Genomic DNA, 17,407 nt, shown 5'->3' on the forward strand with positions numbered 1-17,407 from the left:
CGCATGCCTCCGTTGAAGACCGTTCTACCGACCACAGCCCGCGCCGCCGTCACCGGCGTCGTCGTCATCGCCGCCCTGGTCGGCGGTAAGGCGCTATGGACCCACTACCAGGTTGATCCCTGGACCCGCGACGGCCGCGTCCGGGCCGATGTCGTGCAGGTGGCTCCCGACGTTTCGGGCCTGGTCACCCGCGTCGACGCCGTCAACGACCAGACGGTCAAGGCCGGCCAGCCGCTGTTCTATGTCGACCGCGATCGCTATGCCCTGGCCCTGCGCCAGGCCGACGCCGCCGTCGAGGCTCAGCGTGTGACCCTGGCCCAAGCCCGCCGCGAACTGGCGCGCAACCGAACCCTCGGCGAACTGGTCGCCGGCGAGGTCACCGAGCAGAGCCTGTCCAAGGTCGAGCAGAGCCAGGCGGCTCTGTCCCAGGCCCTAGCGGCCCGCGACGTCGCGGCGCTGAACCTGGAACGCACGGTGGTGTCCGCCCCGACCGACGGCTTCCTCTCGGACCTCACCCTGCGCACAGGCGACTACGTCACCGCCGGCAAGCCTGTCCTGGCGCTGATCGACTCCCGCTCGTTCCGGGTCGAGGGCTATTTCGAGGAGACCAAGCTGTCGTCCTTGCGCATCGGCCAGCCGGTGACCGTCAAGGTGATGGGTGACGACCGACCGCTGAAGGGCCACATCCAGTCGATCGCCGCCGGCATCGAGGATCGCGACCGCGCCGCCAGCGGCAACCTGCTGCCCAACGTCAACCCCACCTTCAGCTGGGTGCGCCTGGCCCAGCGGGTGCCGGTGCGCGTGGCCCTGGACCAGACGCCGCGCGACCTGCGCCTGATCGCCGGCCGCACCGCCACGGTCGCGGTGGTGGGGGCCGGCCGATGAGTCCGCTCAAGGCGCTGGCGCTCGTCGGTTCGCTGCTGGCCCTGGCCGCCTGCACGGCGGTCGGGCCGAACTACAAGCTGCCCCCCGAGGCCAAGATCAACGCCCCGACGGCGCAGGGGCCGTTCCTGGGCGCGGCCTCGAGGGCGGTCAGCCAGGACCCTGTCCCAGCCGGCTGGTGGAAGCTCTATGACGACCCGGTGCTGAACGGTCTGGTCGAGGAGGCCTTGAGGGCCAACACCGACCTGCGCGTCGCCGCCGCCAACCTGGCGCGGTCCCAGGCCATCGCCGGCGAGGCCGACGACGCGGGCGGCTTCAAGCTCGGCGCCTCGGCGGCCGCCATGCATTCGCGGGAGTCGGGCGAGCAGTACCTGCTGACCAAGCAGCTGCCGGTCGAGAACCTGGCGGATGCCGGGGTGAAGGTTTCCTACCAGGTCGACCTGGTGGGCCGGATCAAGCGCGCCGCCGAGGCCGCCCATGCCGACGCCGAGGCCAGCCAGGCCGCCCTCGACCTGGCCCGCGTCAGCGTCGCCGCTGACGTCGCCCGCGCCTATGTCGAGGCCTGCGCCAACGGCCACGAACTGGCCGTCGCTCAGCACACCGTCGACCTGCAGTCGCGCGGCCTGGACGTCACCCGCAAGCTGGTGAGGGCAGGCCGGGGCACGGCCGTCGACGTGTCCCGCGCGCAGGCCCAGCTGGATCTCTCCCGCGCCAGCCCGCCGACCTACCAGAGCCGGCGGCGCGCGGCGCTCTACAGGCTGGCGACCCTGACCGGAAAGCCGCCGGCCGAGTTTCCCAAGGCGGTCGAGGCCTGCGTTCATCCGCCGATTCTGACCCAGCCGATCCCGGTCGGCGACGGGGCAGCCTTGCTGAAGCGCCGGCCCGACGTGCGTCAGGCCGAGCGGACCCTGGCCGGCGCCACGGCCCGGATCGGCGTCGCCACGGCCGCGCTCTATCCGAATGTCACCCTGGGCCTCGGCGCGGGCTCGACGGGCCTCCTGGCCGACATCGGCCAGGCGCCGGCCAACCGTTGGGGCCTGACCTCGCTGATCACCTGGACCTTGCCGGGCGAGGCCGAGCGGGCCCGTATCCGCCAGGCCGAAGCCGGCGCCGACGGTGCGTTGGCCCGGTTCGACGGGGTGGTTCTGACCGCGCTGCGCGAGACCGAGACCAGCCTCGACGCCTACGCCCACGACCTGCGGCGCCAAGCCGCTCTGAAGGAGGCTCGCGACCAGGCCGTTCTGGCCGAGACCCAGGCCCAGACTCTCTACCGCGCTGGCCGCAGCCCGTACCTGGCCGGCCTCGACGCCCAGCGCGCCCTAGCCCAGTCGGAGGCGGCTCTGGCGGAGGCCGACAGCCAGGTGGCCGCCGACCAGGTCAACCTGTTCCTGGCTCTGGGCGGCGGCTGGGAACGATAGCGTGGTCTTGCGACTTTGGGCTAAGCATAGCCTTTCCCAAAGTTGAGTTCGTCCGTGCCGCTAGACGCCCCGCCGCCCTCGGTTTCCACGGTCGTCGTCGAGGCGCCGCGGCTGCTCCCGCTGGCCGGGCGGCAGGCCTTTTCCACCGCCTACTATGACGCCGCCGAACTGGGAGCCCAGGCGCGGCTGGACGATGCGCTGAAGACCACGCCCGGGGTCTCGCTGTTCCGCCGCACAGGCAGCGACGCGGCCAACCCGACCATTCAGGGGCTTTCGTTGCGCGCCATCGCCCCCTCGGGCGCGGGCCGGGCGCTGGTGACCCTGGACGGCGCGCCGCAGAACGATCCGTTCGGCGGCTGGGTGATATGGACGTCGCTGCCGGGCGAAGGCCTCTCGGGCGCCACCGTCGTGCGCGGCGCCGGGGCGGGTCCCTATGGCACCGGGGCCCTGACCGGCGTCGTGGCCCTGCGCGAACGGGCGGCCGGCGGCGGCCTGACCAGCTTCACGGCCGAGGTCCGCGAGCGCGATGGCTGGCGCGCGGCCGGGACCTTCGGGACCGACCACCTGCTGCTGACCGCCAGCGGCTCGCGCACCGACGGCTATCGGCCGGTCAGAGGCTCGGCGGCGGGCGCGGCCGATACGCCGACCACCTTGGAGGACGGCTCGGTCGCCGCCCGGGTCCAGGGCGACCTCGGCGAGGTGCGTTGGGCGATCCGCGCCGGCGCTTACCAGGAGACGCGAGACGCCGGTCTGGTCGGCGCTCGATCGAACGCCACCGGCGCTTCGCTGGCCGCGACCGTGGCGGGCGACGCCTGGAGCGTGCAGGCCTGGCTGCGCAGGAGCGATCTCGAAAACACCTCCGCCGCCGTCGCCGCCGGTCGCGTCGGCGCGACCCCCGCCAACGACCAATATTCGACCCCGGCCAGCGGCTACGGCCTCAACGCCGCCTGGCAGGGCGCGCTGGGGGAGTGGGCGTGGGAACTGGGCGGCGACGCCCGCATCACCGAGGGCAAGACCCACGAGCTCTTTCGCTACATGGCCGGCGCCTTCACCCGCCAGCGCACGGCCGGCGGCCGGACCCTGGTGGGCGGGGTCTATGCCGAGGCCGCCTGGAACCGACCGGACTTCTCCCTGGTCGCCGGCGCGCGCCTGGACGGCTGGCGGTCTTATGACGGTGTCCGGCGCGAGCGGGACGCGGCCACCGGCGCCCTGACTCTGGACGCTCCTCCAGCCAACGCCTCGGGCGCGACGCCGACGGGCCGCATCGGCGTTCGCCAGCGGCTGTCGGGCGAGACCTGGATCCGCGCGGCGGCCTATGCCGGCTTCCGGCCGCCGACGCTCAATGAGCTGCACCGCCCGTTCCGCGTCGGCAACGACGTCACCGAGGCCAACGCCGTCCTGAAACCCGAGACCCTTTATGGCGTCGAGACCGGCATTTCGGGTGACGGTGTCGCGACGTGGAACCTCGGCGTCTTCTACAATCAGGTCCGGGACCCGATCACCAACGTCACGATCGGCATCGGTCCGGGGACCTTTCCGGTCGCCGGCTTCATCCCGGCCGGCGGCGTGCTGCGCCAGCGCCGGAACGCCGGACAGATCAACGCCTATGGCCTGGAGGGCGACGTCGCCGCCGACCTGTCGCCCGCCTGGACCGTGCGCGCGGCCTTCTCGGCGACCCATGCCCGTGTCGACGGCGGCGCGGCGGCCGTCCAGTTGACCGGCAAGCGTCCCGCCCAGGCGGCGGCCCTGACCGTCACCGCCGGCGCGCGCTGGCGGCCGCTGGAGCGCCTCCGGTTCGACGCCGACCTGCGCTACGAGAGCAAGCGGTTCGAGGACGATCTGAACCAGCGGGCGCTGAAGGCCGGGACCAGTCTGGACCTGCGCGCCGGCTGGATGCTGTCGCCGAGCACCGAGGTTTATCTGGCCGCTGACAATGCCCTGAACGCCGATCTGGCCGTCGGTCAGACGGCGGATGGCGTGACTAGTTTCTCGGCGCCGCGCACGGTGTATGTGGGCTTCGCCCTGAGACGTTGAGGCGCCGGGCGCTAGACCTCGCCGCCGATCCGCTCGATCTCGGCGGCCAGGGCAGGCAGGTCGAGGACGTATAGCGTGCGGCCGGTCTGGCGGACGATTTCCAGGCTGGCCAGGCGATTGAGCTCGCGGGTGACCGGCTCGCGCTGGCTGCCCAGCAGGGCGGCGAGCTCGGCGTGGGTAGGGCAAGGGTGGATGACGCCGGTCTGGCCGTCCTCGCTATTGGCCGTGGCGAGGCGCAGAATCTCGATATCGACGCGGCAGGCCACCGAGACGGCGGTCAATTCGAACAAGCGGTCCGTCAGCGAACGGGTCAGTCCGGCCATGTCCTCCAGCAGCGCCCGCATGAAGCGCGGCGAGTCCTCGAACAGGCGTCGGACCAGGCTCTGGGGCAGGCGGGCGAGCCGGGAATCCTCGATCGCGACGATATTGGCCGAGCGGGGCAGGCCGTCGATGGCCGAAATCTCGCCGAAATAGCCGCCCGGCGTGATCCGGCGGTAGCCGACCTCGCGCCCCGACTTGGCGTACTGATTGGCCAGCAGCACGCCGTCCAGCAGCAGATAGACGCCGCCGTCCTGGTCGCGGCGTTGCAGGATCATCTCGCCCTTGCCGTAGGACCGATGCTCGATCAACGGCGCCAGCGCCTCGATCTCCTCACGCGACATGTGCCGGAAGATCTTGTTGGCGCGATAGTCTTTGGGCGGTTGCTCGAACATCGTATGGCTGACGGCACGCGGGGGCGATGATGGAATCACGGTCATCGGTTACGCTCCTGCCGTCGAGTGGGGCGACGCATGAACAGCCGACAGCGGTACAAGGCCTTTATCAGCTATAGTCACCGCGACCGCAAAGCCGCCGGGTGGCTGCATCGGGCGCTTGAGACCTATCGCGCGCCGCGCGCCCTGGCGAGCGCCGACCGGTCCTTGCGCCCCATATTCCGCGATCGTGACGAACTGAGCGCCTCGGCCAACCTCAACCAGGCCATTCGCGATGCGCTGGACCTGTCCGACGCCCTGATCGTGTTGTGCTCGTCCGCCTCCGCCGCCTCGCGGTGGGTGGACCAGGAGGTGGCCTACTTCCTGACGGGCGGAGGCCCCGAACGAATCCTCTGCGTGATCACGCCGGACACGCCGCCCACGACCGCGCTGGCCGAAATCCTGCCGCCGTCGCTGCGCGCGGCCCTGCCGGAAGGCGTCGAGCCCCTGGCCGTGGATCTGCGCCCCGACGCCGACGGCAAGCGCCTGGCCCGGTTGAAGATCGCCGCCCGCCTGCTGGGCGTCAGCCTTGACCGGCTGGTGCAGCGCGACGCCCGTCGCCGGCTGCGGGTGATGGCGGTGTTCACGACCGTGGCGATGGCCGTGACCGTGGGCATGGGGGCCATGACCGTAGTGACGCTGAAGTCGCGCCAGATCGCCCGCGAGCAGCGTGACGAGACCGAGGCCCTGGTGGCCTACATGCTGGGCGACCTGCGCCAGCAGCTGGAGCCCGTCGGTCGCCTCGACCTGCTGGACGGGGTCAGCGCCAGGGTGCTGACCTACTACGGCAAGTCGCGCACGGATCGGCTCGACGACAAGGCCCTGGCCCAGCGCGCCAAGGCCCAGACCCTGCTGGGCACGATCCGCGAGCAGCGCGGCGACCTGGTCGGCGCGCAGGACGCCTTCGGTCAGGCGGCGGCGACCACCCACGTCCTGGCGGCGCGCGATCCCAAGAACGGCGACCGCATCTTCGACGAGGCCCAGAACGTCTTCTGGCTGGCCTACGTGCAGTGGCGGCGCGGCGACCTCGCGAAGGCCGAACAAGGCCTCAAGCACTACGACGAACTGGCCCAGCGGCTGGTCAAGCTGGACTCCAACCGCGCGGAATGGCGGGTCGAGGTCGGTTACGCCCGCAGCAATCTCGGCACGCTGCTGTTCGAACGGGGGCGGCCCGAGGAAGCCCTGGCGGCCTTTCGGGGCGCCTTGGAGGTGTTCGGCGCGGAACTGGCCCGGGCGCCAAACGACAAGACCCGCATCGCTGACGCGACCAACAGCCAGGCCTGGGCGGCCGACTCCCTGCTGCGCCTGGGCCGGCCTCGCGAGGCCTTCGTCGAGCGTGAGCGAGCCGCCAACCTGCTGGCGCGGGCGGCGGCGGCCGATCCGGCCGACAAGCGCCTGGCGGCTAGGGACGTGACGATGCAGCTGGCGCTGGCGCGGCTAGAAGTGGATCTGGGGCGCCTGGCGCAGGCCCGCGCGCGGTCGGAGGCCAACCTGCGCCGCATCCATACCCTGTCGGCTCTGGACCCCAGCAATGCGCGCTGGCGTGAGTATCTGGTGGTCGGGCAACTGGACGCGGTCGAGATCGCCTGCTGGTCGGGCCGTCTGGCCGAAGCCCGCGCGGCGTACGCCGGGGCGGCGGCCAGCCTCGCCGAGTTGAACGCCAGCGAGAAGGAGAAGGTCTGGCGGGCCGACTTGGAAGGGCGTCTCGCCAGGCAGGCGATCATCTTGGCGCAGGAGAGCGGCGACCCAGGGAGGGCGCGCGACCTGGCGGCGGCGCTCCTGACGGCGCTGAAGGCCGGCAAGCCGGAGGAGACCGCCGAGCTGGAAGGCTTCGCGCGGCTCGCCCAGGGCCAGGCTTCGGAGGCGGTGTCCGTGTTGAGCCCCAAGCTGGCGTCGATGTCGCTGGCCAGCCGCGACGTCCTGGCGCGCGCCTATCTGGCGACGGGGGCGCGCAGCCAAGCCGGAAGCATCGTGCGCCTACTCAAAAAACAAGGCTACGAACACCCCGCCTTCCTTGCTTTTTGGCGAGATTCGCCTTCAGGTGGAATCTGAAGTCGGGAGAGAGTTAAATGTGCGAATCTGAACCTGAAAAGATCGTCAAACTGGTCATCGGCCTCGACGAACACTACAATTTTATGAATTTCGCCGATCCGGCCATGCCTACTCGGCTGAAACTGGACTTGACCGAGCGCTGCCTGCTCGTGTTTACGCTCAGCGATCAACTGATCAACGCCGGCTGGAGCTTCCAGCGTCGTCCGATCGAGATCGACCGTGACTACGGGGTGAACTTCTCCAGCTTTGTCTGGGTTCCCTACGGCATTGACGGCGAGGACAGCCCGCGCTCGCGCTTCAAGATCATCTACGAGTGCGCGCGGATGGGCGAGTATACCTACAGCCTTTTGATGATGGACTCGCATGGCCAGCTGATCAATCTCGATCCGGTCATCGAGAACGGCACGGGCCACATCGAGAGTAGCAAGGCCTGATCGCCGGGGCGGTGTTCGACCGGGACCAAGTCGCCGCGCTGATCCGGCGCGGCGAGATCCTGGCCGCCTACGACATCGCCCACGCCGCCCTCGAAGTCGGGGAAGGCTCACGTGAGATCGCCTATACGGCCGTGCTCTGTCTGGCGCGCGCCGGGGCTGTCGATTTCGCGCGCGCCGAATATGTCCGCCTTGGCCTGGCCGAGGCGGAGGACCATGCGGACGCCGTCGCCCTGGGCGCGCGCCTTCTGAAGGATGTCGCCCTGGCGGCGCGCGGACCGCGCCGTATCGCTTTCGCCAAGGCCTCGCTCCGCCGCTACGAGGCCTTGTCCCGGCGCTTCGGCGGGCTCTACGGCGCCATCAACGCCGCGACCCTGACCCTGATGGCCGGAGACCGCGCCGGAGCCGCCGCCCGGGCCGCGGCCGTGCTGGCGACGCCGCCCACGCCGGGCCTGGAAGGCGAGGGCGCCTACTACGAAGCCGCCAGCCGCGCCGAGGCCTGGTTCCTGGCTGGCGATCAGGACGCCGCGCGCGAGACCCTGGCGGTCGCCGTGGCGTCCGCGCCCCGCGCCTATGCCGCTCATGCCTCGACCCTGCGCCAGCTGGAGATACTGTGCCGCGAGACCGGCGCGGATCCTGGCTGGCTGACGCCGTTCCGACCGCCGGTTTGCGCGCACTTCACCGGCCACATCACCAACCTGCCCGAAGATGCGCTGCGCCAGCGGATCGACCAGGTGCTGCGCGAGCAGCGCGTCGGCTTCGCCTATGGCGGCCTGGCGGCGGGGGCGGACATCCTCTTCGCCGAGGCCCTGCTGGACGCTGGCGGCGAACTGCATGTCGTCCTGCCCGTGAGCCGCGCTTCGTTCGTAGAGGTGTCGGTGGCGCCGTTCGGCGAGGACTGGATCCCGCGCTTCGAACGCTGCCTCTCGCGCGCCACCTCGATCCGCTACGCCTCTCAGGACCCCTATCGCGGCGACGAGCAGGTGTTCGCCTATTCCAGCCAGTTCGCCATGGGTTGCGCGGTGCTGCGCGCCGAGACCCTGTCGACCGAGGCGATCCAGCTGGCCGTCTGGGACGGCTACGCCGCGCCAGGCCCGGCCGGCGTCTCGGCCGACATGGCCTATTGGGCGGACAGCGACCGGCGGCTCGTGGTCATCGAGGTCGAGCGTCCGCCCCCCTGTCCTTCGCGCTGGGCGTCGCCGTCGGTTGGGGCGGAGCGGCGGGCCATGAAGGCGATGCTGTTCGCCGACGTCCAGGGCTTCGGCGCTCTGCGCGACGACCAGATTCCGGCCTTCATTGAAGGCGTGATGGGGCGCATGGCCGATACGGTCGAGGGACTGGCCGAGCGGCCCTGTCACATCGAGACCTGGGGCGACGGCCTGTTCCTGGTCTTCGACCGACCGATCGACGCGGCCCTGGCGGCGCTGGCGCTGCTGGAGGCCCATCGGTCGCTGGACCTCAGGGCCCTTGGCCTGCCGCGCGGCCTTGGCCTGCGCATCGGCGGTCACTACGGCCCCGTCCATCTGCGGACCAATCCGTTGACCAAGGCTCCGGCCGTGATCGGCGCCCACGTCGTGGTGGCCGCCCGTATCGAGCCAGACGTCGCGCCGGGCTCGGCCTATGTCAGCGAGGCCCTCGCCGGGGCGTTGGCGACCTTTCACGGCGACCGCGTTCGTTGCGGCTATGTCGGCCGCACTCAGGGGCGCAAGGGCTTCCCGGCGACCCCGATCTTCAGCCTGTCGCGCGCGCTCTAGGCGCGCTCGAGTTCAGCCGTTGCGCGCCTAGAGCGCGCCGCGCGCAATTGTAAACCTTCCCGGGAAAAACCGTAATTTTTCCCGATGTGCATATCCGCACATCCAGATCGCCCCCTTGCCGAACATGGTTCAACTGTCGACCGCGACGGGCAGCAACCCATTCCCTGGATCAAGCCTGTCGCCGGCCGCGTGAACCGACTGGGGACCCGGCCACCCGCCGGCTGGGTCCTCTTTTTCGAAGCCTCAACCAGGTCGGAGATCCGACCTCAGAACAGGAGCCGCGCCGTGCATTTCGACGACATCCTTTCCGACGCCCCCTCCAATCCGGAAACCGGCAGGACCTTCCTGCGCCACGCCCTGCGCGTCTGGGCCCGCGAGAACGGCGTGGCCGACGACCAACTGCCCGGCGTGGTCCACAACATCCTGGACTTCGCGGTCGGCTCCCTCCGCGGTCAGTCGCGGCAGGCCCTCGGCGCCTGACCTCCCGCCCGTCGGCGGCGCGGCTTTGTCGTTCTCGCTGTGTGGGGCGTCGGGACGACAGGTCGACGGAGGCCCGCGTGTGCGGAACGCATGGGCCACTGTCGCGAAGGGCCCGAGCGGTGCGGCCGCTCGGGTCCTTCTCAACATCTGACCCGCAACTACCGGAGCCGAGACATGCTGGCCTTGCTGAGCCTTTTCGACAGCCCGATCATTCGCCTCCTGGCGGAGATCCTCGCCGTGGCGCTGCTGCCGACAGTGGCGTTTCTGGCCCTGCGGCTGCTGGGCGCCGAGGCGCGCCTGGTCCAGGCGCGTCGGATGGCCGTCGACCTCGCCGCCGACCGTGATCGCGTCCTGGCGGAGCTGGCTCTGAGCCGCGAGCGCCTGACCGAGACCCGCCAGGCGGCGGGCCGCGCCCAGGCCGAGGCCGCCGAGCGCGAAGTGCGGCTCAAGGCCTTGGCCAATGTCCATCGTGAACTCGGCGAGCGCCGGACGATCGTCTCCAGCTTCCGCGACGCCGGAGCCTGACGCGCGCCAACCCGACGTTAACGCCGCCGGGGCGCTATCTATCCGAGAGCGGGGATTGGACCGCGCGGGGGCGGCGGGTTGAACTGTCTTTGGAGCCTGGAACGGGACGGCTGCATTCGGCACATGAATGAGGCCGCGGAAATGTACGCCGGCGCCTCCCTGGCGGAGGCGCGTGGCAAGCCTTGGCGAGACCACTGGCCCGAGCAGAACCGCTTTTCCGTCGACCGCGCCGTGGCCTCGGCCGCCGAGGGACGGATCGCCCGCTTCCGCACCTTCGACGCCCGGCTCGGCGCGGCCCGCACCTATTACGACACCACGGTCGCTCCGGTCTGCGACGCGGACGGAGCGGTGGCCTCGCTGGTCGCCGTCTCGAACGACGTGACCGCGGAGGTCGAGGCCGAGGCGCTGATGCGCTCGGTCGTCCAGTCGTTGCCGTCGCCGCTCACGGTGGCGTCGGCGCGGAGCCGCCGCTACGTGCTGTGGAACCGCGCGGCCGAAGCCCTTTTCGGCGTCGACGCTGACGACGCGCTGGGCCGCACGCCCGAGGAACTGTTCGATCCCGACCTGGCCAAGGCGGTCACGGTCGACGATCCCGAGGCCCTGCGGACAGGCGAGACCCACATCGCCGCGGGCGTCGTCATGCCGGAAGCCTTGGGCGGCGGGGTGTTCGACATCAAGTCGCTGGCCACCCTCGACGACCAGGGTCCGCGCCACGTCATCTGCCTGGGCGAGGACATCACCGAGCGGCTGGACCAGGCCAAGGCCCTGCGCGCCGCGCTGGACGCCGCCGAACGGGCCAGTCAGGCCAAGAGCGCCTTCCTGGCCAATATGAGCCACGAAGTCCGCACGCCGTTGCACGGCATCGTCGCCGGAGCCGACATGCTGGCCCGCGCCGACCTCGACCCGAAGGGGCGCGAGTTGGTCGACATGATCCGCGACTCCGGCCGGACGCTGGAACGCCTGCTCGACGATCTGCTGGACGTCGTGCAGATCGAGGGCGACCGCGTCCGCATCGTCGACAGGCCGTTCCATCTGGGGGAACTTCTGCAGTCGATCGGGGCGATGGCGCAGCTGAGCCTGGGGGAGGTCGACGTCAGCTTCTCGATCGTCCTGCCACCGGAGCTGAACGGCGAGCTGATCGGCGACGGCGTGCGCCTGGGCCAGGTGATCGGAAACCTCGTGCGCAACGCGGTCAAGTTCACCGAGCGCGGCGCGATCACGCTGACGGCGACGGCTGGGACGGGCGATCGGGTCCGCTTCGAGGTCGCCGACACCGGCATCGGCTTCGACGCGGCCGAGAAGGCGCGCCTCTTCGAACGCTTCCAGCAGGCCGACGCCTCGATCACCCGCCAATTCGGCGGCATGGGGCTGGGGTTGTCGATCTCCCGAGACCTGGTGTCGCTGATGGGCGGGGTCCTGGACTGCGAGAGCAGGCCGGGCGGGGGCGCGCGGTTCTGGTTCGAGCTTTCGCTGCCGCCCGCCTTGGACAGTGACGCGCACGGATCGGCGCCAGGGGGCCCGGACCGGGCGTTAAGGGTGCTGGTCGCCGACGACCACCCGGCTAATCGTCGCATCGTGGAGTTGATGTTGGCCGAGGCCGCCGAGGTCACCTGCGTCGAGAACGGCCTCGAAGCCGTGCGCGCCTACCTCGTCGAGCGGCCCGACGTGGTGTTGATGGACATGCAGATGCCGGTCATGGACGGCCTCTCGGCGGTCAGCGAGATCCGTCGCCTGGAAGCCGCCGGCGGCCAGGAACGCCGGCCGATCTTCATGCTGACGGCCAATGTCGGTGACGAGCACGTTCGCGCCAGCCTGGCGGCCGGAGCCGACCGTCACCTGCAGAAGCCGATCACCGCCGCCAGGCTCTTCGGCGCCCTGCAGGCCGTGCTGTAGGTGATCGACGGTCTCACCCCGCGTGGAAAAAAGCCGCACGTTGCGGACACAATGTCGCAGTTCCAAGGGTTGTCGAGTTTACCCTAAATTAAGCTTGGTGGTTGAACCTTAGATAGTAGGTATAGTTCCGTTCTTTCGACGGACTATATTTGTACGCGGGGGCGGCTGTGCCAGGTGAATTTCAAAGTTCAGTTGTCCGATTTTCGGGCAGCGTCACTATATCAAATATTTCGGACGCTCACGGTATTTTGCTCGCGGCTCTCGAGCAGAATAATTCCATCACAATTGAAATCGACGACCTCGAAGAAGTGGATCTGACCTTCGTTCAAATGATCGAGTCTGCTCGGCGCTCAGCCGCGGAGGGCGAACGCTCGGTCGTGTTGCGAAGGGCCGCGCAAGGCGCGGTCCTGCAGGTCCTACAGCGAGGCGGCTTCCTGGATCCCGAAGACCGGGACCGGGCGAACTTCTGGCTTCAAGGGGCGACTGAACAATGACCGCGATCCTCACAGTTGATGACTCGGCCTCCATTCGCGCGGCCATCAAGATCGCCCTGACCGGCGAAGGCTACAACGTCAGCGAGGCGGCCCACGGCGCCGAGGGGCTGGACAAGGCCTCGGCCGGCGGCTTCGACCTGATCGTCACCGACCTGAACATGCCGATCATGGACGGTCTGACCATGATCCGCGAGCTGCGCCAGCGGCCGGCCGGCGCGGGCGTCCCGATCCTGTTCCTGACCACCGAATCCGACGCCGACGTGAAGGCCCAGGCCAAGGCGGCCGGCGCCACCGGATGGCTGACAAAGCCCTTCGATCCAGAACAGCTGGTCCGCGTCGTCAAGAAGGTGCTCGCCAAATGAGCGGCCTGGATCCCATCGAGACGTTCCGCCAAGAGGCCCAGGAACTGCTGGAGCAGGTCGAACAGGGCCTGCTCGATCTGGCGCGTCGTCCGGGGGATCGCGCGCTGATCGACACCATCTTCCGGGGTTTGCACACCCTGAAGGGCTCGGGGGCCATGTTCGGCTTCGACGCCCTGGCCGCCTTCACCCACCACTGCGAAACCGCCTTCGACCGTGTCCGCAAGGGCGAGGTGCCGGCTTCGCCCAGCCTGGTCTCGGCCGTGCTGGCCGCCCAGGACCATATGCGGGCCCTGGCTGAGGGCGCCCCCGTCGTCGACGGTGCCGGTGAGGCGCTGCTGGCCGACCTGCAGGCCGCCATCGACGGCGGCGAGACGGCTCCGGTCGCCGCGCCGGCCGAGCCTGGCCTGAACATCTTCAGAATCCGCTTCAGCCTGCCGGCCGACGCCCTGATCAACGGCGCGCGCCCGCTGCCGCTGCTGGACGAGCTGCGCGACCTGGGCGAGGCCCGCGTGCGGGTCATCACCGACGACGTCCCGCCGCTGGACCAACTGGTCCCGGCCGAGTGCCGCCTGGCCTGGGAAGTCGTGCTGACCACCAAGCACGACCGGGACGCCATCGACGACGTCTTCATCTTCGTGATCGACGAGATGACGCTCGAGGTCGAGGATCTGACGGTCGCCGCCGTCGAAGAACCCGAAGTCGTCGAAACCGTCATCACCCAGGAAGAAGCAGCCCCCGTCGCCGCCAACGCCCCGGCCGAAGCCGGCCGCGCGGCCTCGCAAGATACACGAGGCAAGTCCGGAGACACCGTCCGCGTTCCCGCCGAACGCCTCGACGAGCTGATGGACCGTGTCGGCGAACTGGTCATCGCTCAGTCCCGCCTGAAGCAACTGGCCGCCTCGTCGTCCGACGTCGCCCTGCGCGCCGTGGCCGAGGAAATCGAGCGTCTGGCCGGCGAGATGCGCGACACCATGATGGTCGTCCGCATGGTGCCGATCGCCCAGCTGTTCGGCCGCTTCCGGCGTCTGATCCACGACCTGGAGCGCGACACCGGCAAGCAGATCGAGCTGTCGACCGAAGGCGAGACCACCGAGCTGGACAAGACAGTGATCGAGCGACTGGCCGACCCGCTGATCCACCTGATCCGCAACTCCGCGGACCACGGCCTGGAAGGCGCCGAGCAGCGCGCCGCCGCCGGCAAGCCGACCGCAGGTAAGATCATGCTGGCCGCGCGCCAGTCCGGCGCCGAGGTGGTGATCACCATCTCCGACGATGGCCGGGGCGTCGACCGCGACCGCGTCCGCGCCAAGGCCGAGGAGAACGGTCTGATCCAACCGGGTCAGGTGCTGAACGACAACGAACTGCTGCAGCTGATCTTCGCCCCTGGTTTCTCCACCGCGGCGGCGATCACCAACCTGTCGGGGCGCGGCGTCGGCATGGACGTGGTCAAGAAGACCATCGAAGGCCTGCGCGGTTCGATCGAGATCAGCAGCACGCCCGGCGAAGGCTCGGTGGTGTCGCTGCGCATACCGCTGACCCTGGCCATCATCGACGGCCTGCTGATCCGTGTCGGCTCGGGCCGCTATGTGATCCCGCTGGCCACGGTCGAGGAATGTGTCGAGCTGACCCCGATCCAGGACCTGCGCTCCGCGGGGCGCAGCCTGATCACGCTTCGCGACGAGCTGGTGCCGTTCATCCGGCTGCGCGAGCAGTTCGCGACCGGGACCCAGCCTGACCCGCACCAGAAGATCGTCGTGGTTTCGACGGGCCAGGACCGGGTGGGCCTGGTCGTCGATCAGATCCTCGGCGACCACCAGACCGTCATCAAGCCGATGTCGGCCTTCCATGAAGACGTCGGCGCCTTCTCGGGCGCGACGATTATGGGCGACGGCGGCGTGGCCTTGATTCTGGACATCGCCGCCCTGGTCAGCCTGGGCCAACGCCACGACGCGCAAATGCGCGCGGCCGGGTGAGGGAAAGACGATGACGCAAGAAACCATCGAGGCCCTGACCTTCGACCTGCAGGGCGAGACCTTCGCCCTCGAGGCCGGCTATGTGCGCGAGGTCCTGGACCTGCTGCCCGAGACGCCGGTTCCCGGGGCCCCGCCGTTCGTCGGCGCCGTGATTAACTTCCGCGGCCGCGTGATCCCGCTCGTCGATCTGCGCATGGCCTTCGGCATGGGCGTCGGCGAGACCACGATCGACAACCGCATCGTCGTCATCGAGCACCCGCTGGACGGCGAACCGACGCTGATCGGGCTGCGCGCCGACAAGGTGCATGAGGTGACCTCGATCACCGCCGACACCACCGAAGAGGTTCCGCGCGTCGGCATGCGCTGGCGGGCCGACTTCATCCGCCGCCTGGTGCGCCGCAATGGCGACGTGATCGTGCTGCCGGACCTGGACCAGATCTTCGCCACCCGGGGGCAGTCGGCCCCGGTGACGCCTCTCCATACCGCCCAACGTTGATCGCCCGGAGTATCCCAATGCGTCTGACCATCAAACTTCAGCTCGGCTTGGCCTTCGGGTTCGTGATCGCCCTGCTGCTCATCGGCAACGTCTTTGGCATCACCAATCTGTCCAAGACGAACAAGGCTCTCAATGACGTGGTGGACGGTCCGGCGATGCGCCTGGAAGCGGCCCAGCAGCTCAACATCCACCTGCTGAACGTCGTGCGCTCCGAAAAGAACATGATCCTCGTCGGCTCTCCCGAGGAGGTGAACAAGCTTGAAACCTCCATCGAAAAGGAGCGCCAGGCGTTCGACGCCCTGCTGACCAAGGCCGAAGGCCTGGCCACGGCCGAGGGGCGGCCGAAGTGGCAGGCTCTGGGCGGGGCCTTTGATCAGATGATGGAGGTCCATGGCCGCATCCTGTCGATGGCGATCGCCGGCCATGATGTCGAAGCCTCGGCTCTGTCGATGGGCGAAGGTCGTAAGGTCGTGGTCGAGGCCGGCGCTCGCGTGGAGGAACTGGTCGAGCTGTCGAAGGCTCAGCTGGAAACCGCGACCGCCAAGGCCGACGCCGATTTCGCCGCCACCCGTAACCTGCTGATCGGCCTGTCGGTCCTCTCGCTGCTCGGCGCGGCCGGCGCGGCGCTCTACATCTCGATGGCGGTCAGCAAGGGCCTGAGTCGCGCGTCGGAAGCCGTGAGGATGGTAGCCGATGGCGACCTGACCAAATCGGTCGACATCACCACCCGCGACGAGATCGGCGACCTGCTGGGCCATGTGAACATCATGATCGAGCGCCTGCGCGGGGTGGTCGCCGACGCCATCGCCGCTTCCGAGAACGTCTCGGCCGGCAGCCAGGAACTGTCGGCGACCTCTGAGCAGATGAGCCAGGGCGCCACCGAGCAGGCTTCGGCCGCCGAACAGGCCTCGGCCTCGATGGAAGAAATGGCCGCCAACATCAAGCAGAACGCCGACAACGCCACCCAGACCGAGAAGATCGCCCGCCAGTCGGCGATCGACGCGGAGACTTCGGGCGCCGCCGTCAGCAAGGCCGTCGACGCCATGCAGACGATCGCCGAGAAGATCACCATCGTGCAGGAGATCGCTCGCCAGACCGACCTGCTGGCCCTGAACGCCGCTGTCGAAGCCGCCCGGGCCGGCGAGCATGGCCGTGGCTTCGCGGTCGTCGCCTCGGAAGTGCGCAAGCTGGCCGAGCGGTCGCAAACCGCCGCCTCGGAGATCAGCGCCGTATCGTCCGACACCGTTAAGGCCGCCCAGTCGGCCGGCGAGATGCTGACCAGCCTGGTGCCGAACATCCGCAAGACGGCCGAACTGGTCGCCGAGATCAGCGCCGCCTGCCGCGAGCAGGACATCGGCTCCAGCCAGATCAACGAGGCCATCCAGCAGTTGGACAAGGTCACGCAACAGAACGCCAGCGCCTCGGAAGAGATGTCGGCCACCTCCGAGGAACTGGCGGCCCAGGCCGAGGAGCTGCAGGCCTCGATCTCCTACTTCCGCACCGACATGAACGGCGGCCAGCGCGCCCCGGTCCGCAAGGCCGCCCCGGCCAGGCGCCCGGCCTCGACCGGCGCGGCCCGCAAGGCGCCCGCCAAGCCGGCCACCCGTCCGGTCGCCGCCCAGCAGGCCCGCGTGGCCGGCTTCGCGCTGGACCTGACCAATGGCGGACCTGACGCCGACGACGCCGATTTCAAGCAATACGCCTGATCCTGGCCTGAACTCATAGACCGGCGGCTTACCGCGCCGGTCACCCTTTTCGATCCCAACCCAGTAAGCGCTTCAACATCTAACGCAGACGATCTCGAACAGACCCAGCGGACCGCGGCCAGTCCTTGGCGACCGTCATATGGATCTCGTCTTTT

15 protein-coding genes are annotated in these 17,407 nt (G+C 69.4%); 14 read left to right on the forward strand and 1 reads right to left on the reverse strand.

Annotated elements, in window-relative coordinates; genetic code table 11:
* The first annotated feature begins 3 nt into the window (after positions 1-3).
* Genes AC1RNC_RS18240 through AC1RNC_RS18250 form a run of 3 tightly spaced genes read left to right on the forward strand, consistent with a single transcriptional unit; the run spans position 4 to position 4,334 of the window.
* Entirely contained in the window at positions 4-885 is an 882-nt protein-coding gene (locus AC1RNC_RS18240; RefSeq protein ID WP_492887742.1) for an efflux RND transporter periplasmic adaptor subunit, read from the forward strand.
* The gene (locus AC1RNC_RS18245; RefSeq protein ID WP_492887743.1) at positions 882-2,300 is read left to right on the forward strand and encodes an efflux transporter outer membrane subunit; all 1,419 of its coding nucleotides are present in this window, start codon (positions 882-884) and stop codon (positions 2,298-2,300) included. The genes AC1RNC_RS18240 and AC1RNC_RS18245 overlap by 4 nt, the downstream gene beginning before the upstream one ends.
* Positions 2,301-2,354: 54 nt before the next feature.
* Entirely contained in the window at positions 2,355-4,334 is a 1,980-nt protein-coding gene (locus AC1RNC_RS18250) for a TonB-dependent receptor (protein WP_492887744.1), read from the forward strand.
* An 11-nt stretch (positions 4,335-4,345) separates the two neighbouring features.
* Here AC1RNC_RS18250 and AC1RNC_RS18255 read toward each other — a convergent pair whose 3' ends face one another.
* Positions 4,346-5,092, reverse strand: a complete 747-nt coding sequence (locus tag AC1RNC_RS18255) for a Crp/Fnr family transcriptional regulator (protein ID WP_492887745.1) — start codon at positions 5,090-5,092, stop codon at positions 4,346-4,348.
* Positions 5,093-5,125: 33 nt separating this feature from the next.
* Here AC1RNC_RS18255 and AC1RNC_RS18260 point away from each other — a divergent pair, with 33 nt between their 5' ends.
* The 11 genes from AC1RNC_RS18260 (at position 5,126) to AC1RNC_RS18310 (ending at position 17,252) form a co-directional block, all read left to right on the forward strand.
* A complete protein-coding gene (locus AC1RNC_RS18260; RefSeq protein WP_492887746.1) occupies positions 5,126-7,138 on the forward strand; it encodes a TIR domain-containing protein in 2,013 nt (670 codons plus the stop codon).
* 17 nt (positions 7,139-7,155) lie between these two features.
* The gene (locus AC1RNC_RS18265; protein WP_492837955.1) at positions 7,156-7,572 is read left to right on the forward strand and encodes a hypothetical protein; all 417 of its coding nucleotides are present in this window, start codon (positions 7,156-7,158) and stop codon (positions 7,570-7,572) included.
* 11 nt (positions 7,573-7,583) lie between these two features.
* Positions 7,584-9,323: an adenylate/guanylate cyclase domain-containing protein gene (locus AC1RNC_RS18270; protein ID WP_492887747.1), complete on the forward strand. Its 1,740-nt coding sequence runs from the start codon at positions 7,584-7,586 to the stop codon at positions 9,321-9,323.
* Positions 9,324-9,608: 285 nt separating this feature from the next.
* The gene (locus AC1RNC_RS18275) at positions 9,609-9,803 is read left to right on the forward strand and encodes a hypothetical protein (RefSeq protein WP_492887748.1); all 195 of its coding nucleotides are present in this window, start codon (positions 9,609-9,611) and stop codon (positions 9,801-9,803) included.
* A gap of 174 nt (positions 9,804-9,977) precedes the next feature.
* Entirely contained in the window at positions 9,978-10,328 is a 351-nt protein-coding gene (locus AC1RNC_RS18280; RefSeq protein ID WP_492837958.1) for a hypothetical protein, read from the forward strand.
* A 78-nt stretch (positions 10,329-10,406) separates the two neighbouring features.
* Entirely contained in the window at positions 10,407-12,221 is a 1,815-nt protein-coding gene (locus tag AC1RNC_RS18285) for a PAS domain-containing hybrid sensor histidine kinase/response regulator (RefSeq protein WP_492887749.1), read from the forward strand.
* 167 nt (positions 12,222-12,388) lie between these two features.
* On the forward strand, positions 12,389-12,715 hold the full coding sequence (locus AC1RNC_RS18290) for an STAS domain-containing protein (RefSeq protein ID WP_492887951.1): 327 nt from the start codon (positions 12,389-12,391) through the stop codon (positions 12,713-12,715).
* Positions 12,712-13,077: a response regulator gene (locus AC1RNC_RS18295; RefSeq protein WP_492837961.1), complete on the forward strand. Its 366-nt coding sequence runs from the start codon at positions 12,712-12,714 to the stop codon at positions 13,075-13,077. Before AC1RNC_RS18290 ends, AC1RNC_RS18295 begins: the two co-directional genes overlap by 4 nt.
* A complete protein-coding gene (locus AC1RNC_RS18300) occupies positions 13,074-15,050 on the forward strand; it encodes a chemotaxis protein CheA (protein ID WP_492887750.1) in 1,977 nt (658 codons plus the stop codon). Before AC1RNC_RS18295 ends, AC1RNC_RS18300 begins: the two co-directional genes overlap by 4 nt.
* Positions 15,051-15,060: 10 nt before the next feature.
* Positions 15,061-15,546 (forward strand): chemotaxis protein CheW, encoded by a 486-nt coding sequence (locus AC1RNC_RS18305; RefSeq protein WP_492887751.1) that lies wholly within the window; start codon positions 15,061-15,063, stop codon positions 15,544-15,546.
* 17 nt (positions 15,547-15,563) lie between these two features.
* Entirely contained in the window at positions 15,564-17,252 is a 1,689-nt protein-coding gene (locus AC1RNC_RS18310; RefSeq protein ID WP_492887752.1) for a methyl-accepting chemotaxis protein, read from the forward strand.
* Positions 17,253-17,407: the final 155 nt, after the last annotated feature.

The sequence above is a fragment of the Caulobacter sp. GW822-FHT01G02 genome, assembly GCF_058802865.1.